Here is a 23,028-nt window from a genome sequence, read left to right on the forward strand (position 1 = left end):
CCCCCTGGCGGCGGCGCGGCTCGATGCCACGGTGGCGGCGCCGCGGGCGGAGGCCGCGCCCCTGGCCTCGCCCCAAGGCTGCCTGGCGGAGGGGCCGGTGCTGCGCTGCGCGGGCGCGACCGCCCAGGCCCGGCTGCTGGCCTTCGCGCCGGAGGCCAATTGGTCCGCCGTGGCCGCGGCGCGGCGCGCGGCTTTGGGCGGCGCGGATGATGAGGCGCTGACCTTCGGCCTCACGGCGCCCGGCATGGCCTGGCAGGTGCGGCAGGAGGCCGGGCGGCCCATGGTCGCGGCCGCCGCCTGGCGGGATGGCGCACCGGCCGGGGATGGCCTGCGCGCCCGGCTGGCGCAGGCGCTGTCCGTGCTGCGGGGCGATGCAGCGCGGCCGGTGCTGGTGGTGGTGGAGCTGGCGCCGGATGCCCTGGCCGGACCGCATCCGCAGCAGCTGCGCGCGACGATGCGCGCGCTGCTGGCGGCCCAGGGCGAGGGGCTGGCGGCGGTCGCCGCCGCACGCTCCGCCCGCCGCTGAACCGCCCTGTCGGCGGGCCTTACGGCGTGCCGGCGGAGCCGCCAAATTGCCAATCAAGCCATTGAAGAAAAAAGGGAAAAATCCTGGCATGGGGCTTGCGATGAACAGTCCAGGGCGCGCCCGTCCAGCGCCCCGGCATCTGCAAGGAGACACCATGAACAAGATTCTCGCTGCCGGCTTCGGCCTCATCGGCCTGGCCGCCATCGGCACCGCCCAGGCGGCGCCCTCCCTCTCCGTCCAGGTCTTCGAGGACAATGTCCTCGTCGGCGGCCTGTCGCAGAGCACGAATACCGGCTCGCTTTCCGCCAGCGGCGCGACGCCGAACTTCAATGTCAGCGCCAGCGCCACCGGCGCGCCGCTGCTGGCCGAGCCGGCGCTGCTGGCGCAGACCACCACGGTCTCCGCGCTGGACTTCACCGGCTCCCACACCATCCGCATCGAGTTCACGCAGACCGGCCTGACCTCGGAACTGGCCGGTGGCCTCTTCGCCAGCCTGGCCTCCACCTTCACCTCCAACTTCCTGGTGAATGGCCAGCTGATCGAGGACATCACGCTGACCAACTATGTCAGCGCGGACAACGTGGCCTTCGGCCGCGACGAGCAGATCGCGACGCAGACCTGGTCGGATGGCCCGACCAATGCCTCCCCGGCCATCGTCGCGAATGTCGAACTGCCGAACCAGCTGTTCTCGGAGACGGTCGTGATCACCGCGACCTTCACCGGCGGCCAGGCTGGCCTGCAGGCCAGCTCGCAGATCGTGAAGGTGCCGGAGCCGGCCTCGCTGGCGCTGTTCGGCACGGCCCTGCTGGGCATGGGCCTGGTGCGTCGCGTGCGCCGGAAGGGCTGAAGGTGGCCGGCCCCTTCGCGGGGGCCGGTCCTGGTGCCTCCTGGACGCGCGTCCGGCCCTTCGGCCGGGCGCGCGTTCTGCGTTCAGGCGTCGCGCGCCCAGGCGACGCGGTCGAGATAGGTCTGCAGGAAGCTGCGCACGCGGGGCTCCGCGCCGGGGCTGAACAGCTCCGCCGGCGGCGCCGCCTGCACCACCACGCCGTGGTCGAGGAACACCACCCGCGTCGACAGCCGGGCGATGAATCCCATTTCGTGGCTGACCACCAGCATGGTGGTGCCGGCGGCGGCGAGGTCGCGGATCACGTCCAGCACCTCCGTCGTCAGCTCCGGATCCAGCGCCGCGGTGGGCTCGTCGAAGAGCAGCACGCGGGGTTCCATCGCCAGCGTGCGGGCGATGGCCACGCGCTGCTGCTGGCCGCCCGAGAGCGCCGCCGGTTTGCGCCCGCCCAGCGTGCCGAGACCCACGCGCGCCAGCGCGGCATCGGCCTTGGCCGCGGCGTCCGTGGCCGACATCCTGCGCACCAGCTTCAGCGCCAGCGCCACATTTTCCCGCGCCGTCAGATGCGGCCAGAGGTTGAACTGCTGGAAGACCATGCCGACGGCGCCATCGCCGGGCCGGGTCTGGCGGCCCTCCACCATCACGGCGCCGCCCGAGACCTCATCCAGCCCGGCGATGCAGCGCAGCAGGGAGGATTTGCCGGAGCCGCTCGGCCCGATGACGCCGATCGCCTCGCCCGGCATCACGTCGAGGTCGATGCGGCGCAGGATCTCGGTGTTTCCCACGCGGCGTTCCAGCGCGCGGACGGAGAGGATGGGCGTGCTCATGCCGCGAGCGCCCGTGCGATGCGGCGCTCCGCAAAACGCGAGGCCACGGCGGTCGCCTCCACCAGCGCCCAATAGACCAGGGCCAGCACCAGCGTGGTCTCCGCGAAGGCGAAGGTGGCGGAGCCGACGCCCTGCACCCGAAAGGTCAGCTCCGGCACGGTGATGATCGACAGGATGGCGGTCTCCTTGATCAGGATGACGGCGAGATTGGCGAGCGAGGGCAGCACGGCCAGCGCCATCATCGGCAGCATGATCCGCAGCACCGCCTGATTCCGGGAAATGCCGAGCATGCGCGCGGCCTCCAGATGTCCGGGCGGCACCGCCATGAAGCCGGCGCGGAACACCTCGGAGAAATAGGCCGCGCCATAGACGGACAGCGCGACCCAGCCGGCCATGATCGGGCTGAGGTCGATGCCGATGAAGGGCCCGCCGAAATACAGAAGAAAGCACTGCACCAGGAAGGGCACGCCGCGCACCGCCTCCACCGCCGCGGCCAGCGGCCAGGACAGGGCGGCGGGGGCGAAGAAGCGCACGGCGGCGATGACGAAGCCCAGCGCCAGACCCGTGGCCACGCCGGCGCCCCAGATGGCCAGCGTCAGCGGCAGGCCGCGCGCGGCGGCGGCGAAACTTTCCAGCAGCGCCTGCATCATGCCGCCCGTCCCTCCGCGCGCCCGCGCGCCAGAAGCATCAGCAGCAGGTTGATCGCCAGGTAGATGGCGCCGCAGAGCGCATAGGCGGGCAGCGGCTCGAAGGTGGAGGAGGCCAGCGCCTGGGCACTGCGGGTCAGTTCCAGGATCCCGACGACGGAAATGAGGGAGGAGGCCTTCACGATCAGGATCGCCTCGCTGATCAGCGCCGGGCGCATTGCCTGGGCCGCGATCGGCAGGCGGATGCGCAGCAGCGTCTGGCGCGGCGTGAGGCCGAGCAGCCGCGCCGCCTCCAGCCCCCCCTTCGGCACCAGCGCGAAGCCGCCGCGGATGATCTCCGCCATATAGGCGGCGCAGCACAGGCCGAGCGTGCCGATGGCCGCGACCAGCGGCGGCAGGTCGATGCCGATGAAGGGCAGGGCGTAATAGGCCAGCAGCAGCTGGATCAGCAGCGGCACGCCGCGGAAGAAGCTGACATACAGCAAGGCCCAGGCGCGCCCGCGATCGCAGGCGACCGCCAGCGGCACGCCGAGCGCGAAGCCGATGGCGACCGCGGCGGCCGAGATCCAGATGGTCGCCAGCGTGGCCTGGGTCATCGAGGGCAGGGCCTCGACCAGGAAGTCCCAGGTCACGCGCGGCTGCGGGCCGGTTTCAGGCCGGGATCAGGCATTCGCTTCGACCACGCGGGCCGGCACCTCGAAGGCCTGGCCGAACCACTTGGTCTGCAGCGCGGCCAGGCGGCCATCGCCGCGCATCGCGTCGATCACGCCATCGATCGCATCCAGCAGCGGCGCCGTCTCGGCATCCTTGCGGCCGAGATAGCCGAAATAGACCTTGGCGCCGAAGGGCGGGTTCACCACGGAGAAGACCCGGCGCTGCTGCGCCACATAGGCGATGTTCGGCAGCGAATTCGCCACCGCGACGATGCGGCCGGCGGCGAGATCCGCATAGGTCTCGCTGAAGGACTGGTATTCGCGGATCTGGACGTTCAGCCCCTTGTCGCGGATGAAGTTCTGCAGCTGGGTGAGCTGCGCGGTGGCCTGGGCGCAGCCCACGGTCTTGCCGTTGATATCCTCCGGCTTCGCGATGCTGGCATCGCTGGCGCGCTTCAGCAGGGCGACGGTCGCATCGGCGATCGGCGCGCAGAAGCGGTAGCGTTCCATGCGCGCGCGGGTGATGGTGGCGGGGCCGGCGACCAGGTCGAAGCGGCCGGCTTCCAGGCCGGGCAGCACGCCGGGCCAGGGCAGGTCCTGGAAGCGGATGCGCAGGTTCAGCGCCTTGCCCACCTCGGCGAAAAGCTCGCTGTTCATGCCCACCTGGCGGCCGCCCTCGGTGAAGTCGAAGGGGGCGAAGTGCAGCTCGGTCGCGATCAGCAGCTCACCGGCGGCGCGCGCCTTCTCCAGGTTGTTGGCGCGGGCACCACGGATGGCCAGCGCGGGGGCGGCGAGCGCCGCGGCGGCCAGCACCGCGCGCCGCGAGATCGGCAGCTTCGTCATCATGCTCTCCTGGGCCTTGGCGGCCTGCGTGTTGTCCCTGGGCCGCACCGGCGCATCCCTGTCCTGCATGCCCCGCTTGAAGCTGGTTGACATGACAGGTCATGACCCTAGGCTTGGCCCGCCCAGGCAATCAAGCCCGGATCGATCGGACCATTTCACCATGCCCGACGGCGCCGTCCAACAAGGACTTCCGGTGATCGATGCGGCGGATTGCGCCGAAGGCGGCGATCTGCCCAGGGTTGCGGCAGCCATCCGCGCCGCCTGCACAGGTCCTGGCTTCTTCTACATCCGCAACCACGGCGTGGCGCCCGAGATCATCGCTGCGGCGGTGGAGGCCTCCCGCCGCTTCTTCCATCTGCCGGAGGCGGTGAAGGCCGAAACCCGCGCCAACCTGGTGCATCGCGGCTGGCACCGGGCCGGCGGCGCGGTGATGGAGGGTGCGACCAAGCCCGACCTGAAGGAGTTCTTTTCCATCGGCCTTGACCTGCCGGAGGATCATCCGGTGGTGCTGGCAGGCGAAAAGCTGCGTGGGCCGAACCAATGGCCCGCGGCGGTGCCGGAGTTGCGGCCCGCCATGGAGGCCTATTTCGCCGCGATTGGCGCCTGTGGCGCGCGGCTGCTGCGCGCCATCGCCGTCAGCCTTGGATTGCCGGCGGACTTCTTTGCGAAGGACTACAGGCTGCCGCTGCAGCGCACCCAGGCGATCTTCTACCCGCCGCAGCCACCCGACGACACCGAGGGCTTCGGCGTCGCCCCGCACACCGATTTCGGCTGCATCACCCTGCTCTGGCAGGATGACAGCGGCGGGCTGGAGGTGCGGGAGCGGCAGTCCGGCGCCTGGATCCCGGCGCCGCCGCTCCCCGGCACGCTGGTGGTGAATGTCGGCGACCTGCTCGGCCGCTGGTCGAACAATCGCTTCGCCAGCACGCCGCATCGCGTGGTCAACCGCTCGGGGCATGAGCGCATGTCCATCGCCACCTTCTACGACCCCGATTTTTCCGCGATCATCGACCCGCGGGCGCTGGGCGCCACGGAGCCGGTCTATGAACCCACCACCTGCGGCGCGCATATCCTGGGGCGCTTCGCCCAGGCCTTCGCCTATCGCAAGGCAGGCTGAGGCGCGGCGGCGCGGCACCGGCCCATGACGGCGCCGAAGCCGCTCTATGCCGTGGTGAAGGCGCATGTCATGGCGCATATCCGCGATGGCAGCTGGCCGCCCGGCACGCGCATCCCTTCCGAGAATGCGCTGGGTCCGGCGCTCGGCGTCTCCCGCATCACCATCAACCGCGCCTTTGCCGAACTGGCGCGGGATGGGGTGCTGCACAAGGTGGCGGGTGTCGGCACCTTCGTCGCGCGCGCCAAGCCCCGCTTCGGCCTGGTGACCATCCAGGATATCGCGGAGGAAATCGCCGCCCGCGGCATGGCCTGGTCCTGCCAGGTGCTGAAGCTGGCGGAGGAGGCATTGCCGGCGGAGGCCGCGGCGGCACTCGGCCTGCCGGCGGGCCAGCCGGTGCCGCATAGCCGCATCCTGCATCGCGGCGATGGCGCGCCGATCCAGCTGGAGGCGCGCTGGCTGCGCCCCGGCTATGGCGCGGGCTACCTCACGCAAGATTTCACCCGCGCCACCACCTTCGCCCATCTGGTCCGCACCGGCCGCGCGACGGAAATGGAGCAGTCCATCAGCGCCCTGCTGCCGGATGCGACGCTGGCACGGCTGCTGGACCTGCCGCGCAGCCAGCCCTGCCTGGTGATCCGCCGCACCACCTTTACCGAAGGCGTGCCGATGACCTTCTCCCGCCTGGTGCAGCCGGCGGACCGTTTCGAGATCGCGGGGCGCGCGGCGCTGGCGCCGCTCTGACCCGCGGGGTTGATGCGCGGGGCGTGCGGGCCACATCGCGCATCATGAACCATGCCCTCCCGGCCGGCTGATCCTTGGCGCGCGCCTTCCGCTGGCTCGTGGCGCTCGGCCTTCTGGCCGGGCTCGGATGGCTCGGGCTGCGGCACCTGCCGCCCGAATGGGACCCCCGTGCGCCGCTCGACCTGACCGCCGCGCCCAACCTGATGACCGGCCTGAAGCTGCGCCGCCTGGCGGTGCAGCCGGAGGCCTGCTTCGCCGCGCTGGAAACCACCGGCCGGCCGATCTCCCGCATCCCGGACCGGGATTCCGACATCGGCTGCGAGATCCGCCATGCCGTGCGGCTGCCGGCCTCCACCCGCATGACGCCTTCGACCCCCTTCGCCACCTGCCGCGTCGCCGCCGCCTGGCTGCTGTTCGAGACTCAGGTGATGCAGCCCGCCGCGCGCCAGCACCTGGGCAGCGAGGTCGCCAGCACGCGCCATATGGGCACGCAGAACTGCCGCAACGTGAATCACGCCAGCCGCGGCCGCCGCAGCCAGCACGCCACGGCGAATGCCATCGACATCGCCGGCTTCACCCTGCGCGACGGGCGGGAGGTGACGCTGCTGCGGCACTGGGATTCGGGCGGCGCGGAGGCCGCCTTCCTGCGGGCGCTCCGGGATGGGGCCTGCGGCTGGTTCCGTGCCGTGCTGGGCCCGGACTACAATGCGGCGCACCGGGACCATTTCCATTTCGACATGGGCCCCTGGCGCGCCTGCCGTTAGCTATTCCTGCTTCGGCGCGGAGGGCCGTTCCCGCTGCCAGGGCCAGCGGCCCTCGATCTCCACCTCCAGCGACAGGCTGAGCACGGTGCGGATCAGCACGACCAGGCCGAGCGTCGCCACCGTCTCCAGCGTCATCGGCGCGGCCACGGTATGCACGATATCGGCGGCGACCAGCAGCTCCAGCCCCAGCAGGATCGCCCGGCCGAGCTGGGCGCGATAGGGCGTGAAGGCCTCCGCCCAGCCCGGCGCGCCGCGGCGCAGGCCATTGCGCAGGAACAGGAAGGTGGTGGCCAGGACGCCGAGCATCAGCACCACCACGCCGAGCAGCTCCAGCCCGGCGGCCACCCAATCCGCGAAGACACCGACCAGGGCGCCAGGTTCCAAATCCGCCATCCGCCGATAATGCGATGAGAGCGGTCAGGGTTGCGGAACCACCACGGGCGAAAGCCGTCTTGAGGGGATGGATGCAACCGCCCTGCGTACCTTGCCCGCCCTGCACCGGCTTCTGGAGCGGCCGGAGGGCGTCGCCCTGCTGCGGCAGCATCCCCGCGCGGCCGTGGTCGACGCCCTGCGGGCGGAGCTGGCGGTGCTGCGGCGCCAGCTGCTGCCCTTCGATCCCGCGCCGTTCTTCGCCACGGCGGCGGCGGGGCTGGCGGCGGCGGCCCGGCCCGGCCTGCGCCAGGTCATCAACGCCACCGGCGTGGTGCTGCACACCAATCTCGGCCGCGCCCCCCTGCCGCAGGCGGCGCGGGAGGCGGTGGCGGCGGAGGCCGCCGGCTATTGCAACCTGGAGCTGGACCTGGAGACCGGCCGCCGCGGCCATCGCCACGCCGCCTGCGCCGCGCTTCTCACGGAACTGACCGGCGCGGAGGCGGCGCTGGTGGTGAACAACGGGGCCGCTGCCATGCTGCTGGCGCTGTCGGCCCTCGCGGCCGGGGGCGAGGCCGTGGTTTCCCGCGGCGAGCTGGTGGAGATCGGCGGCGGCTTTCGGATTCCGGACGTGATCCGCCAGGGTGGCGCCCGGCTGGTCGAGGTGGGCGCCACCAACCGCACCCGGCTGGCCGATTACGAGGCCGCCATCGGCCCCGAAACCCGCCTGCTGCTGCGCGTTCACCAGAGCAATTTCTTGCAGCTCGGCTTCACCGCGATGGTGGAACCCGGCGCCCTCGCCACGCTGGCGAAGGCGCGTGGGCTGCTCTCCGTGGTCGATCTCGGCAGTGGGGCGCTGGTGGATCTCTCTGCCTACGGGCTGCCGGCGGAACCCACCATGGGCCAGGCGGTGGCGCAGGGCTTCGACCTGGTGGTGGCCAGCGGCGACAAGCTGCTGGGCGGGCCGCAGGCGGGGCTGCTGCTGGGCCGTGCCGAGGTGGTGGCGCAGCTGGCCGCGCATCCGCTGATGCGGGCGCTGCGCTGCGACAAGCTGACCCTCGCGGCGCTGGAGGCGACGCTGCGCCTCTATCGCGACCCCACGCGGCTGCTTCAGGCGGTGCCCACGCTGGCCATGCTGGCCGCGACCCCGGCCGGGATCGGCGACCGCGCCGCCCGCCTGCTGGCGCTGCTGCCGGATGGCACGGGCGAGATCATCGAGGGCACCTCCCTGGTCGGCGGTGGATCCCTGCCCGGCGCAGAGCTGCCGACACGGTTGATTGCCCTGCAGGGGCCGGCGGAGGCGCTGGCCAGGCGGCTACGGCTCGGCCGGCCCGCGGTGATGGGCCGCATCGCCCAGGACCGGCTGCTGCTGGACCTGCGGACGGTGGCGGAGGCGGAGCTGCCGGCCCTGGCCGAAGCGCTGCGGGCTGCGGCATGAGGAGCGTGCTGGTCGGCGTGCTCGGCCATGTCGACCACGGCAAGACCGCGCTGGTCCGCGCGCTGACCGGCATCGAGACGGACCGGCTGCCGGAGGAGAAGGCGCGCGGCATCTCCATCGCGCTCGGCTTCGCCCGGCTGGTGCGGGACGAGGCCGAGATCGACCTGGTGGACGTGCCGGGTCATGAGCGCTTCCTGCGCACCATGGTGGCTGGCGCCACGGCCATGCGGGCGGCGCTTCTGTGCATCGACGCGCGCGAAGGCGTGCGGGCACAGACCGTGGAGCATGCGGAAGTCGCGTCCCTGCTCGGCCTTTCGCGCGGGGTCCTGGCCATCACGCGCTGTGACCTGGCGTCCGGCGAGGCGGCCGCGGCCGAGGCGCGCGCCCTGCTGGCGCGGCTGGGCTTGGGGGACTGGCCGGTGGTCGAGACCTCCGCCGTCACCGGCGCGGGCCTCGACGAGCTGAAGGCGCAGCTCGCCCGGCTCGCGCGGCCGGCGGAGGCCACGGCCATGGGCGCCTGGCTGCCGGTGGACCGGTCCTTCTCCCGCCCAGGCGCCGGCACGGTGGTGACCGGCGCGCTGCGCCGGGCGCCGCTGGCGGTGGAGGATGAGGTGGAAATCTGGCCCGGCGGCCAGCGCGCCCGGCTGCGCGGCGTGCAGCTGCACGGCCAGGCCGTGGCACGAGCCATGCCCGGCCGCCGCACCGCGCTCGCCTTGCGCGGCGTGACGGCGGCCGAGGTGCCGCCGGGCAGCGCGCTGGCCACGCCGGGGCTGCTGGCGGATTCGCTTCGGCTGGATACGCAAGTGGTTCTGCTGGCCTCCGCGCCTGCCGGCGTGCTGCGCGGTGATGCGTTGCGGCTGCTGGCCGGCACCACGGAGGTCGGCGCACGGCTGCATCTGCTGGCGGAGGAACGGCTGGCGCCCGGGGAGACGGCGGTGGCGCAGCTGCGGCTGGAGGCGCCGCTGGCGCTGCCGGCGCGGGAGCGTTTCGTGCTGCGCACGGTATCGCCGGCGCGGACCATCGGCGGCGGCATGGTGCTGGACCCGACGCCGCCACGCCGGACTTTTCGCGATGCGCCGCTCCTGGCGGCGATGGCGGCTTCCGGGCCGCGCGAGGCGGCGCTGCTGCGCCTGCGCGCAGCCGGCCCGCATGGCGCCACCTCCGCCGCCCTGGCCCGCGTGGCGGGTGTGCTGCCGGAGGCGCTGGACCTGCCGGAGGCGGTGCGCCTGACCGGCGGCCTGCTGCTGCACGGGGAGGTGGCCTCCGCGCTGGAAGCCGCGGCGCTGGCGGCGGTGGAGGCGGCCCAGATGCGCGATCCCGCCGCCTCCGGCCCGGCCCTGACGGAACTGCGCGCCGCGCTGCCGCAGGGCGCGCCGGCGGAGGCGCTGCTGGCGCGGCTGGTCGCGGCGCAGGCGCTGGATCTGGCGGGCGGGCGCTTCACCCGGCGCGGGCTGGACCCGCTGGCCCTGCTGCCGCCGGCGGCGCGCGCGCTGCTGGAGGCGGTGGAGGCCGCGTTCCGCGATGGCGGCCTGGCGCCGCCGGATGCGGTGACGGTCATCGGCGGGCAGCGCCCGCGCGCCCAGGCCGTGGCGCTGCTGCTGCGCCGCGGCTTGCTGGTCCGCGCGCCGGATGCGGTGCAGAAGCGCGAGATCCTGTTCCACCGCAGCGCGCTGGCCAAGGCGCGGCAGGCCTTGCGCGAAACCTTCGGCGGCAGCGCAACGGGTTTCCTGGTCGGCGAATGCGGCCGCCGGCTTGGCATTTCGCGTCGCTTCGCGGTCCCGCTGCTGGAACGCCTGGATGCGGAGGGTGTGACGCGCCGCGATGGCGACCGCCGCCACATCGCCACGGAACCGGAGCGGCCACCGGGCGCTTGAAGCGGCGGAGGCGACTGGTGGCCTGGTGGCCCCCGCGGTCTTCAAAACCGTTGGTCCGCTTACCCCGGATGGTGGGTTCGATTCCCATCCGCCTCCGCCTGCGGCCGCAGATAGGCGAACCAATAGGCCAGGCCGATGCCGGCGCCGCCGATGATATTGCCCAGCGTCACCGGCACGAGATTGCCGAGAAAGCTCGCCAGGTCGATCGGCCCTTCCGCCCCCTGCACCATCCAGCCGAAGGGGATCAGCGACATGTTGGCCACCGAATGCTCAAAACCCATGGCGACGAAGGCGGCGATCGGCGGGATGATGACCAGCACCTTGTCCGCCGCGCTGCGCGCGCCGAAGGCCAGCCACACCGCAAGGCAGACCAGCATATTGGCGAGGATGCCGCTGGCCAGCGCCGGCCAGAAGTCGAGCCCCACCTTGCGCGTGGCGGTCGCCAGCGCGGCTGCGCCGACCGCGCCATCGCCGGCCTGGTGCAGCCCCGCCTGATGCGCCAGCCAGGCGATGCCGACCGAGCCCACGAAGTTCGCGACATAGGCCAGCAGCAGCGCCCAGAGGATGGGCGCGAAGCGGGCCCTTCCCTCCGCCCAGGCCACCACCAGCAGCGTATTGCCGGTGAAGAGCTCCGCCCCACCCAGCAGAACCAGGATCAGGCCGAGGGCAAAGACCACGCCCGCCAGCACCTGCGCCGGGCCATGCGGCATCACGTCGCTGGTGCCGGCCAGCGCCGTCATCGCGAAGAGCCCGCCGAAGGCGACATAGGCGCCGGCGAGCAGCCCCAGCATCAGCAGCACGGGCGCATCCAGCCCGGCCTTTGTCTTGCCCTTCTGGCGCGCCGCGATGGCGATCTTCCGCGGGGGGCGGATGTCGCCGGGCTGGGCGTCGCTCATGCCATGGCCTCGCTGTCCTGAAGCGCCGCGCGCGCCCGTTCCAGCCGCTCGCGCCGGAAACCCGAAGTCGGCACGGCACCGGACCAGGTCAGGCTCAGCACCGCGTTGACGCAGGCGAGCCGCGAGTCCAGGGCGGCCGTGGCGCCACGGCTGCGGCGTTCCGCCACCAGCATGTCGCGCAGCGCGACCACGTCCTTCAGCGCCTGCATCGCCTCCTCCACCGTGGCCGGTGGTGCCACCGCGATCAGCCGGTCGAGCGAGGCGAGTGCGGCGCTGCGCGCCTCCGCCTCCGCGCTCATCGCCGCGTCGTCCGGAACACGTCCTGCGGCCGCTTCGCGCTGTCATTGCCGGCCAGCAGCACGCCGTGGCGCATGGTGGCGCTGCCGATCAGCATGGCGATGGAGGCGATCTCCGGCATCGCCGTGGCGGCGCGACCGCCGAGCGCCCGGCCGAGGCTTTTTGCCGCGAAGGGCAGCAGGAAGCCGGCGATGGTGCCGCCGCCGGTGATCATCGCATCCGGCTTCTTCGCGGGTTCGATGCCGGCGCGCTGCCACTGTGCTTTGGCGGCCTGGGAGGCGACCGCCTCCAGGCCCCCCGCAACCATCGCGAGGCGTTCCAGGCGCCGCGCCATCTCATCCTGCCCGTCGCGGCGTTGCAGCAGCGCGAGGACGGAGGCGGCGCCGGCCATGGCGGCGCTGCCGAATTGCGCGGCCAGCGGCGTCGGCGCTGCGGCCCAGAGCGGCGTGCTGGTGGAGGAGAGGAGGGAGGCGGTGTAGACGCTCATCCCCGCGCCCGCGATCGCGGCCGGGGCCTGCGTCGCCTCCGAGACCCGGCGGGCAAAAGGCCAGCGCCGGCCGAAGAGATCGCCCAGCACGTTCAGCGCCGAAAGGCCACCGAAGGCGCTCAGCAGCCAGGACCCCATGGACATTGGCGAGGTCGGCCGCGCGATGCGCAGCATATTGTACCAGCGCGACGGCGTCTTCAGGTTCCGGATCAGGATCAGCGGCCCGAGGATGGATCCACCCAACGCCAACCAGCGCGCCTGCCGCGCCACGCCGCTGTTCGGCCGCGCCACGCCCGCGATGATCTGCGACGACCCGGCAATGCCGAGGATGAAGATATAGGCAGAAACTTTCCAATCGAAGCTGCTGGCCTTGGTGACCGGGCGGCCGTGATAGGTCTCGCCATTCCATGCGCTCATCGCCGTCCCACTCCGATCATCAGGGCTGCCACCGTAAGACCCGCCATGGTGGCAAGGCCGGTCAGGAAGGAGGGCGCCGCATTGCGGCCCGGACGCTTGGGGCGCGGCGGCAGGTTGTAGGTCTCCGGCTGCTCGGTCAGCAGGAAGAAGGCGTTCAGGTGATGCAGCCCTTCGCCGGTGCCGGGCGCATCCGGCGTGCCGTAGAGATAGGCCTTGGGCTGGCCCTGTTCGTGCAGCTGTTCCACCCGCTGCTCCGCGCGGGCGATGAGGTCGCCGAGCTCACCGAACTGGATGCTGTCGGTCGGGCAGGACTTCGCGCAGGCCGGCTCCAGCCCGCCCTTCAGGCGGTCGTAGCAGAGCGTGCATTTGTGAGCCTTGCCGTCTTCCTTCGCCAGTTCCACCACGCCGAAGGGACAGGCCGGCACGCAATAGCCGCAGCCGTTGCAGATATCCTGCTGCACCACGACGGTGTCGAATTCCGTGCGGAAAAGCGCGCCGGTTGGGCAGGCCTCGAGGCAGGGCGCCGGGCTGCAATGCTTGCAGACATCGGACATCATCAGCCAGTTGGACTGGTAGGGCGGCATGCTGGTGGCATCCGCCACCTTCTCCTTGAAGGTGACGTGGCGCCAGGTGGTCGCGTTCAGCTCCCCGGTATTGTCGTAGCTGTGGCCGGTCATCGGGCCGATCTCGGCCGGCAGGTTGTTCCATTCCTTGCAGGCCACCTCACAGGCCTTGCAGCCGATGCAGAGCGTGGTGTCGGTGAAGAAGCCGTAGCTGCGGCCAGGCTCGATCACGCAGCCCGCGGTGATTTCGGCCTCCTGGGTCATGCCCGATCTCCGCGGGCGAGGCGGCCCGGTCGCAGGGCGCAGGTCAGCGCCTTGTTCTCATGCATCGCGGTATTGGCGTCGCCGACCACCGCCGTCAGCACATTGGCGATGTCGCCGGTGGCATAGCCCTCCCAGCCGAAATGCCAGGGCATGCCGAGCTGCCAGACCAGGCGGTTGCCGAGGCAGAAGGGACGCAGCCGGTCCGTCACCAGCGCCCGCGTTTCCACCTCCCCGCGCGCCGTGGAGAGCACCACCCAATCCGTGTCGCGGATGCCGAGCGCGCCGGCGAGTTCGGTCGGAATCTCGCAAAAGCCCTGCGGCATCAGCTCCGCCGTCGTCGCCACGCTGCGCGTCGGCGTGCCGCCGGCATGGTGCTCCGTCAGGCGATAGGTGGTCAGCACATGCGGAAAGCGCGCGTCATCCGTCTCATGCAGCGGGTTGTCGCCATGTTCCCAGCGCTTCGCCGCCGGACTCGCATCCTGCGCATAGAGCGCATTGTGCACGGGGCTTTCGATCGGCTCGTAATGCGCCGGCAGGGGGCCGTCCTTCAGCCCACTCGGTACGAAGAGTCCGATGACGCCATCGGGCAGCATGATGAAGGGCTGGTCGCCGCGATGCGCCGCGATGCCGGCGGGCTTGCTGTCCCAGTCCGGTGCGAAGTCCGGGCGCTTGTCGGGCGGGAAGTCCACCTTGTCCGGGCTTTTCCACTGTTCCGCCGCCGCATCCCACCAGACCAGCGTCTTGCGCGCGGACCAGGGTTCTCCCGCCGGGTCGGCGGAGGCGCGGTTGTTCAGCGTGCGGCGATTGTCGGGCCAGGCGAAGCCCCAGCCGAGATGCGTGCCCGGCCCTTCCGGCCCATCCGGCCTGCGCGCGCGTGCCAGATTCTTGCCCGGCTCCGGGAAGACGCCGGAATAGATCCAGCAGCCGCAGGCGGTGGAGCCGTCATCCTTGAGTTCCGAAAAGCCGCTGAGCTGCGTCTTCTCCGGCCAGGTATAGCCGTTGATCTCGCGCAGCACGGCTTCCGCATCCGGCTCGCCATCGCCATCCACCGGATAGTCCCAGGTCAGCGCCCGGATCGGCCGATCCTCCTCCCGCATGCTGTCGGCACAGGCCTCCTTCAGCAGGCGGCCGAGATGATAGGTGAACCACAGCTCGGACCGGCTTTCGCCTGGCGCCTGCACCACCTTGTCGTGCCACTGGATCAGCCGGTGGGTATTGGTGAAGCTGCCGGCCTTTTCGCCGGAGAGCGAGGCCGGCATCAGGAAGACCTCCGTGCCGATCTCCTCCGGCTTCATCTCGCCGTCGCGGATGATATGGCCGTCGCGCCAGAAATTCGCGGTTTCCGTCTCCGCGAAATCGCGCACCACCAGCCAATCCAGCTTCGCCAGGCCGCGCTGCACCAGGCGGCTGTTACTGCCGCCGACCACGGGGTTCTGGCCCATGACGAACAGGCCCTTGAGGATGCCGTCGCGCATCGCGATGGACATCGGCAGCTGCGAATGATCGCCCGTCATGCGCTGCAGGAAATCGAAGCCGAAGCCGTTCTCCTTGGTCCCCGCATCGCCATACCAGGCGCGCATGAGGCTGGTCGCGTATTTCGGGAAATTGTTCCACCAGCCGGTCGGGCTGGTCTCGGCTTCAAGATATTCCGCAAAAGTCCCATGCGGCTTCATCGCATGCGGCTGCGGCAGATAGCCCGGCAGCATGTCATACAGCGTCGGGATATCCGTGCTGCCCTGGATGCTCGTATGCCCGCGCAGCGCGAGAATGCCGCCGCCGGGGCGGCCGACATTGCCGAGCAGGCCCTGCAGGATGGCGGCGGCGCGGATGATCTGCACGCCCGTGCTGTGATGCGTCCAGCCCACAGCGTAGCAGATGGTGCCGGTGCGCTCGCGCCCGCTGTTGCGGGCCATGGCATCTGCCACTTGCAGGAAGGTCTCGCGCGGGCAGCCTGTGACCTGCTCCACCATCTCCGGCGTATAGCGGGCGAAGTGGCGCTTCAGGATCTGGTAGACGCAGCGCGGATGCTGCAGCGTCGGGTCCTTCGGGGTCGGCCCGTCATGCAGCCGCTGCGTCGCCTCGCCAAAACCCTCCGCCTCGATGAAGGATTCCGCCAGCGCGGAGGGCACCATCAGCCCCTCATACTGCCAGCTCTTCGGGTTGTAGCGTTTCTGCTCATCCGACCATCCGGAAAACAGGCCATCCAGCTCCTCCGGCCCCTGGTAATCCTCGTCGATGATGGTGGAGATGTTGGTGTAGGGCAGCGCGAAATCGCGGAACCAGAGGTCGTTCTCCAGCACATGCCGGATGATGCCGCCAAGGAAGGCGATGTCGCTGCCCGCGCGCAGCGGCGCGTAGATGTCGGCCATGGCGCTGGTCCGCGTGAAGCGCGGATCGGCATGGATGATGGTTGCCCCCTTCTGCTTCGCCTGCAGGGCGAAGCGGAAGGCGATGGGATGGTTCTCGGCCATGTTGGAGCCCATGATCAGCACGCAATCCGCGCGCGCCAGGTCCCATTGGGGCAGCGTCGCCGCGCCCCGGCCGAAGGTGGCACCCAGACTGGGCACCGAGGAGGAGTGTCAGACCCTCGCCTGGTTCTCGATGAAGGCCATGCCGAGGCCCCCCGAGAACAGCTTCTTCATCAGGTAGTTTTCCTCGTTGTCCAGCGTCGCGCCGCCCAGCGAGCCGATGTTCAGCGTCTGGTTCAGCCGCGTGCCATCCGGCAGGTGGCTGACGAAGCCCTCGTCGCGCGTCCGCTTCGTCAGATGCGCGATGCGCCGCATCGCCCAGTCGAGCGGCACCTGCTTCCAGGCGGTGCCGCCGGGTTCTCGATGCAGGCAATGGTCGAGCCGCGCCGGGCTGGTCAGCAGGGAGAGCGTGGCGGCGCCCTTCGGGCACAGCGTGCCCTGGTTGATCGGGCTGCGCGGATCGCCCTCCACATGGATCGGCTTGTCGTCCTTCGCATAGACCAGCTGCGCGCAGCCCACGGCGCAATAGGGGCAGATGGAAGTGCCGACCTTGTCCGCCTGTTCCAGACGGGGCCGCAGGCTGCGGGAGGTTTCGCTCTCCGCCGCCGTGCTGCGATGCGGCGCGCCGCGCAACTGCCGTGGCACCGACCAGTCCTTGGCGATGCGCGTGATGCGGCGGCCGGTCGGGGGTTTGGTCATCGCGCGGGCTCCAGCAGATGCAGCTTCTGGGCGATATGGGCCCGCAGGCCTGGCGCTTCGGCGTAGTCGACGCGCAGCCGGCGATGCGTGAAGGCCGGCAGGTCCTGCGGTTCCAGCGCCGCATCATGGGCGAGAATGAACAGCAACCCGCGTCCCGCATCCGTCAGAAGACGAAAGCGGCTTTCCTGCACGATCAGCATGGTGCCGGTTGCGGAAGGCATATGGATGAAACTCCGTTCATGCAGCCCGGTTCCAGGCGAATGCGCGGGGCGCCGTCTTCAACCTGGCCGATGATGCTGGCGGTGCAGCCGGCGGCGCGCAGCGCCCCGAGGCATGCTTCCGCCCGCCCCGCCGGCACGCCGGCCAGCAGCCCACCCGCCGTCTGCGGATCCAGCAGCAGCGCCAGCCGCTCGCTCGTCCCTTCCAGGAAGGCCAGGGCCGCGGCGCGGTTGCCCGGGTCCAGCGTGCTCAGATGGCCGGCCGCCAGCATCGCCTCCGCCCCCTCCAGCGCCGGCACCGCGGAGGGATCCAGCCGCGCCGCGCAGCCGGAGGCGCGCAGCATCTCCAGCAGATGGCCGAGCAGGCCGAAGCCGGTGACATCGGCGCAGGCCGTGGCGTCGTGCGCGGCCAGGATGCCGGCGGCGGGAAAGGGGCTTTGCTGCATCTGCGCCAGCGCCGCCTCCACCCAACCGGCACGCGCGGCGCCGGCCATGGCGGCGGCCAGTAGCGTGCCGGTGCCGAGCTTCTTGGTCAGCAGCAGCACATCCCCCGGCCGCAGCCCGCCGCGGCGCAGCGGCGCGTCTTCCGCCACCTCCCCGGTGATGGCGAAGCCGAGCATGGCCTCCGCCGCCTCTGCAGTATGGCCGCCGACCAGGCGAGCGCCGGCTTCCTCCAGCACCAGCTGGCCGCCGCGCAGCATGGCCAGCAGATCCGCCTCCTGCACCGCCGGCGCCGCGGCGGGCAGGGCGGCGATGGCGAGGGCGACGCGGGGGATGGCGCCCATGGCGGCGATATCGCCCAGCGCGTGGGTGGCGGCGATGCGGCCGAAGAGGAAGGGGTCCTCCACCGGCGCGCGGAACATGTCCACCGTCTGCACCAGCAGATGCCCGGCTGCGGAGGGCAGGCGCAGCAGGGCCGCATCGTCCGGCGCCTCCAGCCCCGCCACGACATCGGGGCAGGCCGCGGCGCGCGGCAGGGCGGCCAGGGCACGGGCCAGCACCGGGGCGGCCAGCTTGGCGCCACAACCGCCGCAGCGCATTTCGGCCGGGGGCGCCGGGCGCGGCGGCGGCATGGTGGGCATCCGGTCCGCCATGCCGATCCAGCGCCGGTCGATCGCGTCCTTCACCCGCAGCAGGCAGGGTGCGGAGAGCGCGGCGCCGCCCCAGGCGGCGATCGCGGCCTCCCCGGTCGAGACCAGCGCCAGGTATCGCCGCTGCGGCCGGAAGGGGCGCGGCGCCTTTCCGGCCAGGCTGCGGCGCAGATTGGCCGCGAGCGGCGCGCCCTGCCGCACCGCGAAAACCCCGGCCCGCGGCCGGGGATGCGGCAGCACCGTGGCCACATCGCCGGCGGCGAAGATCCTGGGGTGCGACAGGCTGCGCAGGGAGGCGTCCACCGCCAGAAAGCCCTTGGGGCACAGCGCCAGCCCGCTGCCGGAAAGCCAGGCGGGGGGCGTGGCGCCGGCGGCCCATATGGCGGCGTCGCAGGGCAGGGCGCGGCCATCGGCCAGCCACAGCGCATCCGGCGCCACGCGCACCACCTCCACCCGCGGATACCAGGCCACCTGCTGCGCGGCCAGGGCCGCGCTGGCGGCGCGGCCGGCGGTGGGCGCCAGGCCGGGCAGGGGTGAGGCGCCGCGCCCCACCAGGCCGATCCGTGCCGCGACGCCCAGCCGCTGCCGCAGGGCCAGCGCCACCTCGACCCCAGCCGCGCCGCCGCCCACCACCAGCAGCCGCAGTGGGCGCCGCGCCATGCGGCCCAGCAGCGCCCGCCAATCCGCCAGGAAGCGGTCGAAGGGCCGCAGGATCAGCGCATGCTCCGCTGCCCCAGGCACCAAGGCCGGCGCCGCGCCGCTATTGATGGAGAGCAGGTCGAAGCGCAGCGGCGGCCGACCCCCGTCGCAAATCACCTGGCCGCCGGCGGCATCCAGCCCGCGCGCCTCCGCCCGCAGGAAGCGCGCCCCGGCCGCGCGCGCCAGGCGCGGCAGGTCGATCACGCAATCCCGTTCCGTGAAGCGGCCGGCGATCAGGCCGGGCAGCATGCCGGAATAAAGCGCCTCCGCCTCCCGCGCCACAAGGGTGACGCGGATGCCGGCGGGCAGCGGCCGGCGCGCCAGGCGGCGCAGCACGCCGAGATGGGCGTGTCCGCCGCCGAGCAGCAGCAGTTCGCGTTCTACCGGCGCATCGCTCCGCATGGTTGCTCCCCGTTGCACCCGGCTGCGTTGCAGGGTGCGGGGCAAACGCGGCGGGCAGCGCCGCGTTCAACCGCGAATCTGAGCCGCCACCGCCTGCACCACGTCGCGCGTGCCGACACCGCCGAATTCCGCGGTGCGCAGCCCCTGCGCGAAGGCGGCATCCACCGCGGCCTCCAGCTCCGTCGCCGCATCGGACCAGGCCTGGCCGGCACCGCGGGTGCCGAGCCAGTCCAGCATCAGCGCGGCGGAGAGCAGCATGGCGGTGGGATTCGCCACCCCCTTGCCGGCGATATCCGGCCCGGTGCCGTGGCTCGGCTGGAACACAGCGTGGTTGTCGCCGATATCGGCGGAGGGCGCGTAGCCCATGCCGCCGATCAGCCCCGCGCCGAGGTCGGAGATGATGTCGCCGAACATGTTCTCCATGGGCAGCACGTCGAAGTCCCAGGGCCGCCGCACCAGGTCCAGCGCCATAGCGTCAATATAGTGGTTGTCATGCGGCACGCCGGGGAATTCCGCCGCGACCTCCGCGAAGACCCGGCGCATGAAGGCCATGCTGAGGAAGACATTCGCCTTGTCCACCAGCGTCACCTTCTGCGGCCGGCGCAGTCTTTCGGCGCGGCGCTCCGCCAGGCGGAAGGAGAAGCGCGCCAGGCGTTCGGTGGTGGCGCGGGTGATGACCATGGTGTCGCGCGCCTCGCGGTCCTCAATCATCTCGCCGCGGCCGCGCGCCCAGAACAGGCCCTCCGTGCTCTCGCGCAGGATCACCAGGTCGATCTTCTGGGCCCGCTCGTCGCGCAGCGCCAGCGGCACGCCGGGGATGGCGCGGATCGGACGGACGCCGGCATAGAGGCCGAGCCGGAAACGCAGGTCCAGCTGCGGCGCGATCTCCGTCCCGTCGGGGTAGCGGATGCCGGGCCAGCCCATGGCGCCGAGCAGGATGGCATCCGCCGCCTCGGCCTTGCGAAACGTCTCCTCCGTCATCGCCGTGCCGGTTTCCTGGTAGAGGAAGGCGCCGGCCTCCAGCGTCTCCGTCGCCAGGCCCAGCCCGTGGCGGCGCACCAGCTTCTCCAGCACGAAGCTCGCGGCCTCCGTCACCTCCACGCCGATGCCGTCGCCGGGCATCACGGCGATGCGCAGCGCATTCGTGGTCACAGCCATGCCAGGCCACTCCGTTCGATCAGGGCAATGAGTTCCGCACCCCCGCGCTGGCGGTGCTGGCGATAGACTTCGCGCGCGCCATCGGCATCGCCGGCGCGGATGGCGACCAGGGTCGCGCGATGCTCGGCGGTGGAGCGTGCGGGCAGCGGGCGCATGGCCAGGGTGAACATCCGCGCGCGGTGCGACTGGTCCCAGACCTGCATGACCATGGCGGACAGCCGCCGATTGCCGCAGAGCGCGGCCAGGCCGTGGTGGAAGGCCTCGTCGGCGCGGGCCCAGGCCATCCGGTCCTCGACGGCGATCGCCGCTTCCATGGCGTCGCAGGCCTCGGCCAGCGGGCGCAGCGCCGCATCGTCCAGCCGCAGGCGGGCCAGCAGCTCGGCCGCCTTGGGCTCCAGGCTTTCCAGAACGTCGTAGATGTCGCGCATATCGGCGGCCGAGATCGGCTGCACGCGCATGCCGTGGCGCGGCGTCACCGTCACCAGCCCATCCTGCTGCAGGCGCAGCATCGCCTCCCGCACCGGGGTGCGGGACAGGCCGAGCTGCACCGCCAGCTCCGCCTCCAGCCGCTGCGCGCCGGGCGGCAGCAGGTTGTCGAGGATCATCGCCTTCAGCCGCTGATAGGCGGTCTCGGCGGCGGTGGCGTTGCGCGCGGGGGTCACGCTTATAATAACGCATACGTTGTTGCATGCGACAAGGGGGCGCCCGGCCGGCCAATCGCCGCGCTGGCTAAAGACGCACCCTGCCGGGCCGTGTAGGCTACCTGCGGTTGCACGGTGCGGAGACCGGTCGCGGGATGGAGGGAAGGGACAATCTGCGGCGGGTGACGGCGGTGCGCCGGGTGCGGTTCCGCGACACGGCGGCGCTCGCGGCGCGACCGGGCGAGGAGGAAGCCGCCCCCACCCCCTCGCGCAAAACCTCGGCCCTGTCCGAGCATCTGCGGCCGAGCGACCTCATCCCGGTCACCACCAGCGCGCCGATGACCTTCGATGCGCCGCCTTCCGTGGCCCGCCTGGCCACGCTGCGCATCGTGCTGAAACTGTCCGGCTACGGGCTGCGCGTGCTCGCCCGGCGCATCACCGGCCGCTACGACCCCACCGCCGCGGCCCGCGACCTGCGCGAGATCTTCGAGAAGCTCGGCGGGCTCTGGGTGAAGATGGGCCAGCTGATCGCGCTGCGCTCCGACCTGCTGGACCCCGCCTTCTGCGAGGAGATGAACCGGCTGCAGTACCGGGCGGTGGGATTCCCGCCGGAGGAATCGCTGCGCATCATCCGGGCGGAGCTCGGCGAGCACCGGCTGGAGGATGTCTTCGAGAGCCTGAACCCGCTGCCCTTCGCCGCCGCCTCCATCGCCCAGGTGCATCTGGCGCGGCTCCGCAAGCCGAATGTCGATGTCATCATCAAGGTGCTGCGGCCCGGCGTGCAGGAGATCTTTGAGCGCGATTTCCGCCTGCTGCGGACCCTCGTCACCATCATCGACCTGATGCCGAGCATCCGCGTGCTGCGCCTCGGCGACGCCCTGTCGGAGCTGCGCCGCATCATCGCGGAGGAGACGGATTTCCGCTTCGAAGCGGCGAATATGAAGCGCATGCGGCAGCTGCTGCGCGACGAGAAGGTGCTGATCCCGCGCGTCTTCCGGCAGTATTCCAGCGCCCGTATCCTGGTCTCCGAATGCGTCTGGGGCGTGCTGATGGCGGACTATATCCGCGTCAGTGCGCAGGACCCGGAACGCGTCCGCCGCTGGCGAGCCGAGAACGACATCGAGCCGGAGGAGGTGGGGGAACGGCTGTTTTCCAGCTATCTGCGCCAGCTGATGGAGGAGAACTTCTTCCACGCCGACATGCATCCGGGCAATATCATCCTGCTGCGCAACGGGCGCTTCGCGCTGATCGACCTCGGCAGCGTCGGCTCCGTGGATCGCGAATTCCTCGGCATCTACCAGGCCATGCTGCGCTCCCTCGGCAACCAGGATTTTGCCAAGGCGGCGGACCTGCTGCTGCGCATCTGCAGCAATGTGCGCGCGGCCGACCTGCAGCAGATCCGCGCCGAGCTGATCCGCTGCTACCGGGACTGGGCGGCCAAGGTGCATGTGGAGGGCCTGCCCTATCACGAGCGCAACATCCTCTCGGGCAGCAATGCGGCGGGCCAGGTGCTGGCGCGCTATGGCGTGGCGCAGAGCTGGGACCTGCTGAAGCTCGGCCGCGCCTGGGCAACGATGGACGCCTCGCTGAACCAGCTCTTCCCGGACATGAACTACATCAAGCTGTTCCGCGCCTATTTCGGCGATGCGCAGCGCCGCCAGCTGCGCCGCATGTTCCGCCCCAACACGCTGCGCAAGCAGATCGGCGGCGCCTTCAGCACCATCTCCGAATACAACCTGGTGCTCGGGTCCCTGCTGCGCACCCAGGCCATTGCGCTGCAGACCACCACCTCGAAGCTGTCGCGCATCGGCGTGATCCTGGCGCGCGGCATGAAGCTCGGCACCGGCGTGGCGCTGCTGGTCTTCCTGATGACCTATCTGGAGCAGCACCAGCCGCAGCTGGCCGAGGCCGCCGGCCTGTCCCGGCTGAACCCGCTCTCCGGCGTCGGCATGCCGGTGCTCAGCCCGATGTGGTGGGGGCTGCTGCTGCTGGGCGGCTTCGTGTCCTGGCGCGCGCTGAAGCGCATGCAGCGGGAGCTCGCACGACGCGAATGATCCTTTCGCCCCCACACGCAACGCGATAGTC

General features: G+C 71.5%; 22 protein-coding genes and 1 tRNA gene. 9 read left to right on the forward strand and 14 right to left on the reverse strand.

The genetic code is table 11. From position 1 onward, the window contains the following. Both ACTIF1_RS05165 and ACTIF1_RS05170 read left to right on the forward strand, forming a co-directional pair. Window positions 1-526 (forward strand): hypothetical protein (locus ACTIF1_RS05165; protein WP_439595316.1); only part of this gene is annotated, 526 nt, incomplete at its 5' end. Window positions 527-680: 154 nt separating this feature from the next. After that, window positions 681-1,373, forward strand: a complete 693-nt coding sequence (locus tag ACTIF1_RS05170; protein ID WP_439595317.1) for a PEP-CTERM sorting domain-containing protein — start codon at window positions 681-683, stop codon at window positions 1,371-1,373. Window positions 1,374-1,456: 83 nt separating this feature from the next. Here the strand turns inward: ACTIF1_RS05170 and ACTIF1_RS05175 are convergent, their stop codons facing one another. Genes ACTIF1_RS05175 through ACTIF1_RS05190 form a run of 4 tightly spaced genes read right to left on the reverse strand, consistent with a single transcriptional unit; the run spans window position 1,457 to window position 4,409 of the window. After that, on the reverse strand, window positions 1,457-2,197 hold the full coding sequence (locus ACTIF1_RS05175; RefSeq protein WP_439595318.1) for an amino acid ABC transporter ATP-binding protein: 741 nt from the start codon (window positions 2,195-2,197) through the stop codon (window positions 1,457-1,459). Continuing rightward, window positions 2,194-2,847, reverse strand: coding sequence for an amino acid ABC transporter permease (locus ACTIF1_RS05180; protein WP_439595319.1), 654 nt, complete (start codon window positions 2,845-2,847; stop codon window positions 2,194-2,196). The genes ACTIF1_RS05175 and ACTIF1_RS05180 overlap by 4 nt, the downstream gene beginning before the upstream one ends. Then, entirely contained in the window at window positions 2,844-3,476 is a 633-nt protein-coding gene (locus ACTIF1_RS05185) for an amino acid ABC transporter permease (RefSeq protein WP_439595320.1), read from the reverse strand. The genes ACTIF1_RS05180 and ACTIF1_RS05185 overlap by 4 nt, the downstream gene beginning before the upstream one ends. Before the next feature lie 30 nt (window positions 3,477-3,506). Continuing rightward, on the reverse strand, window positions 3,507-4,409 hold the full coding sequence (locus ACTIF1_RS05190) for a transporter substrate-binding domain-containing protein (protein WP_439595321.1): 903 nt from the start codon (window positions 4,407-4,409) through the stop codon (window positions 3,507-3,509). A 91-nt stretch (window positions 4,410-4,500) separates the two neighbouring features. Between ACTIF1_RS05190 and ACTIF1_RS05195 the strand changes: the two genes are divergently transcribed. The 3 genes from ACTIF1_RS05195 (at window position 4,501) to ACTIF1_RS05205 (ending at window position 6,962) form a co-directional block, all read left to right on the forward strand. Then, window positions 4,501-5,457, forward strand: coding sequence for an isopenicillin N synthase family dioxygenase (locus tag ACTIF1_RS05195; protein ID WP_439595322.1), 957 nt, complete (start codon window positions 4,501-4,503; stop codon window positions 5,455-5,457). 24 nt (window positions 5,458-5,481) lie between these two features. Further along, window positions 5,482-6,198, forward strand: coding sequence for a UTRA domain-containing protein (locus ACTIF1_RS05200; RefSeq protein ID WP_439595323.1), 717 nt, complete (start codon window positions 5,482-5,484; stop codon window positions 6,196-6,198). Window positions 6,199-6,272: 74 nt separating this feature from the next. Continuing rightward, entirely contained in the window at window positions 6,273-6,962 is a 690-nt protein-coding gene (locus ACTIF1_RS05205) for an extensin-like domain-containing protein (RefSeq protein ID WP_439595324.1), read from the forward strand. On the opposite strand, the gene ACTIF1_RS05210 is transcribed toward ACTIF1_RS05205, so the two are convergent. Next, window positions 6,963-7,355 carry a DUF1622 domain-containing protein gene (locus ACTIF1_RS05210; RefSeq protein WP_439595325.1) on the reverse strand — a complete coding sequence of 131 codons (393 nt, stop codon included), beginning with the start codon at window positions 7,353-7,355 and terminating at the stop codon, window positions 6,963-6,965. It lies immediately after the preceding gene. A gap of 67 nt (window positions 7,356-7,422) precedes the next feature. Here ACTIF1_RS05210 and selA point away from each other — a divergent pair, with 67 nt between their 5' ends. From selA to ACTIF1_RS05225, 3 genes are all read left to right on the forward strand, one after another. Next, window positions 7,423-8,769 (forward strand): L-seryl-tRNA(Sec) selenium transferase, encoded by a 1,347-nt coding sequence (selA, locus tag ACTIF1_RS05215; protein ID WP_439595326.1) that lies wholly within the window; start codon window positions 7,423-7,425, stop codon window positions 8,767-8,769. Continuing rightward, window positions 8,766-10,643 (forward strand): selenocysteine-specific translation elongation factor, encoded by a 1,878-nt coding sequence (selB, locus tag ACTIF1_RS05220; RefSeq protein WP_439595327.1) that lies wholly within the window; start codon window positions 8,766-8,768, stop codon window positions 10,641-10,643. The genes selA and selB overlap by 4 nt, the downstream gene beginning before the upstream one ends. 6 nt (window positions 10,644-10,649) lie before the next feature. Further along, a tRNA-Sec gene (locus ACTIF1_RS05225) sits at window positions 10,650-10,740 on the forward strand. Here ACTIF1_RS05225 and ACTIF1_RS05230 read toward each other — a convergent pair. The 9 genes from ACTIF1_RS05230 to ACTIF1_RS05270 all read right to left on the reverse strand — a co-directional run bounded on the left by ACTIF1_RS05230 (window position 10,703) and on the right by ACTIF1_RS05270 (window position 20,964). After that, a complete protein-coding gene (locus ACTIF1_RS05230) occupies window positions 10,703-11,539 on the reverse strand; it encodes a formate/nitrite transporter family protein (protein WP_439595328.1) in 837 nt (278 codons plus the stop codon). The genes ACTIF1_RS05225 and ACTIF1_RS05230 overlap by 38 nt on opposite strands. Continuing rightward, window positions 11,536-11,838 carry a hypothetical protein gene (locus ACTIF1_RS05235; protein ID WP_439595329.1) on the reverse strand — a complete coding sequence of 101 codons (303 nt, stop codon included), beginning with the start codon at window positions 11,836-11,838 and terminating at the stop codon, window positions 11,536-11,538. The genes ACTIF1_RS05230 and ACTIF1_RS05235 overlap by 4 nt, the downstream gene beginning before the upstream one ends. After that, window positions 11,835-12,740 (reverse strand): NrfD/PsrC family molybdoenzyme membrane anchor subunit, encoded by a 906-nt coding sequence (nrfD, locus tag ACTIF1_RS05240; protein ID WP_439595330.1) that lies wholly within the window; start codon window positions 12,738-12,740, stop codon window positions 11,835-11,837. Before nrfD ends, ACTIF1_RS05235 begins: the two co-directional genes overlap by 4 nt. Next, a complete protein-coding gene (locus tag ACTIF1_RS05245) occupies window positions 12,737-13,567 on the reverse strand; it encodes a 4Fe-4S dicluster domain-containing protein (RefSeq protein ID WP_439595331.1) in 831 nt (276 codons plus the stop codon). Before ACTIF1_RS05245 ends, nrfD begins: the two co-directional genes overlap by 4 nt. Continuing rightward, window positions 13,564-16,734 (reverse strand): formate dehydrogenase, encoded by a 3,171-nt coding sequence (gene fdh, locus ACTIF1_RS05250; RefSeq protein ID WP_439595332.1) that lies wholly within the window; start codon window positions 16,732-16,734, stop codon window positions 13,564-13,566. The genes ACTIF1_RS05245 and fdh overlap by 4 nt, the downstream gene beginning before the upstream one ends. Beyond that, window positions 16,731-16,955 carry a hypothetical protein gene (locus ACTIF1_RS05255; protein WP_439595333.1) on the reverse strand — a complete coding sequence of 75 codons (225 nt, stop codon included), beginning with the start codon at window positions 16,953-16,955 and terminating at the stop codon, window positions 16,731-16,733. The genes fdh and ACTIF1_RS05255 overlap by 4 nt, the downstream gene beginning before the upstream one ends. Then, the gene (selD, locus tag ACTIF1_RS05260; RefSeq protein ID WP_439595334.1) at window positions 16,928-19,144 is read right to left on the reverse strand and encodes a selenide, water dikinase SelD; all 2,217 of its coding nucleotides are present in this window, start codon (window positions 19,142-19,144) and stop codon (window positions 16,928-16,930) included. Before selD ends, ACTIF1_RS05255 begins: the two co-directional genes overlap by 28 nt. Window positions 19,145-19,210: 66 nt before the next feature. Then, on the reverse strand, window positions 19,211-20,302 hold the full coding sequence (locus tag ACTIF1_RS05265; RefSeq protein ID WP_439595335.1) for an isocitrate/isopropylmalate dehydrogenase family protein: 1,092 nt from the start codon (window positions 20,300-20,302) through the stop codon (window positions 19,211-19,213). Beyond that, window positions 20,293-20,964 carry a GntR family transcriptional regulator gene (locus ACTIF1_RS05270; protein ID WP_439595336.1) on the reverse strand — a complete coding sequence of 224 codons (672 nt, stop codon included), beginning with the start codon at window positions 20,962-20,964 and terminating at the stop codon, window positions 20,293-20,295. Before ACTIF1_RS05270 ends, ACTIF1_RS05265 begins: the two co-directional genes overlap by 10 nt. A gap of 134 nt (window positions 20,965-21,098) precedes the next feature. Here ACTIF1_RS05270 and ACTIF1_RS05275 point away from each other — a divergent pair, with 134 nt between their 5' ends. Continuing rightward, window positions 21,099-22,997, forward strand: a complete 1,899-nt coding sequence (locus tag ACTIF1_RS05275) for an ABC1 kinase family protein (protein WP_439595337.1) — start codon at window positions 21,099-21,101, stop codon at window positions 22,995-22,997. Window positions 22,998-23,028 lie beyond the last annotated feature (31 nt).

The sequence above is a fragment of the Falsiroseomonas sp. genome (assembly GCF_051860665.1).
GTDB lineage: Bacteria > Pseudomonadota > Alphaproteobacteria > Acetobacterales > Acetobacteraceae > Falsiroseomonas.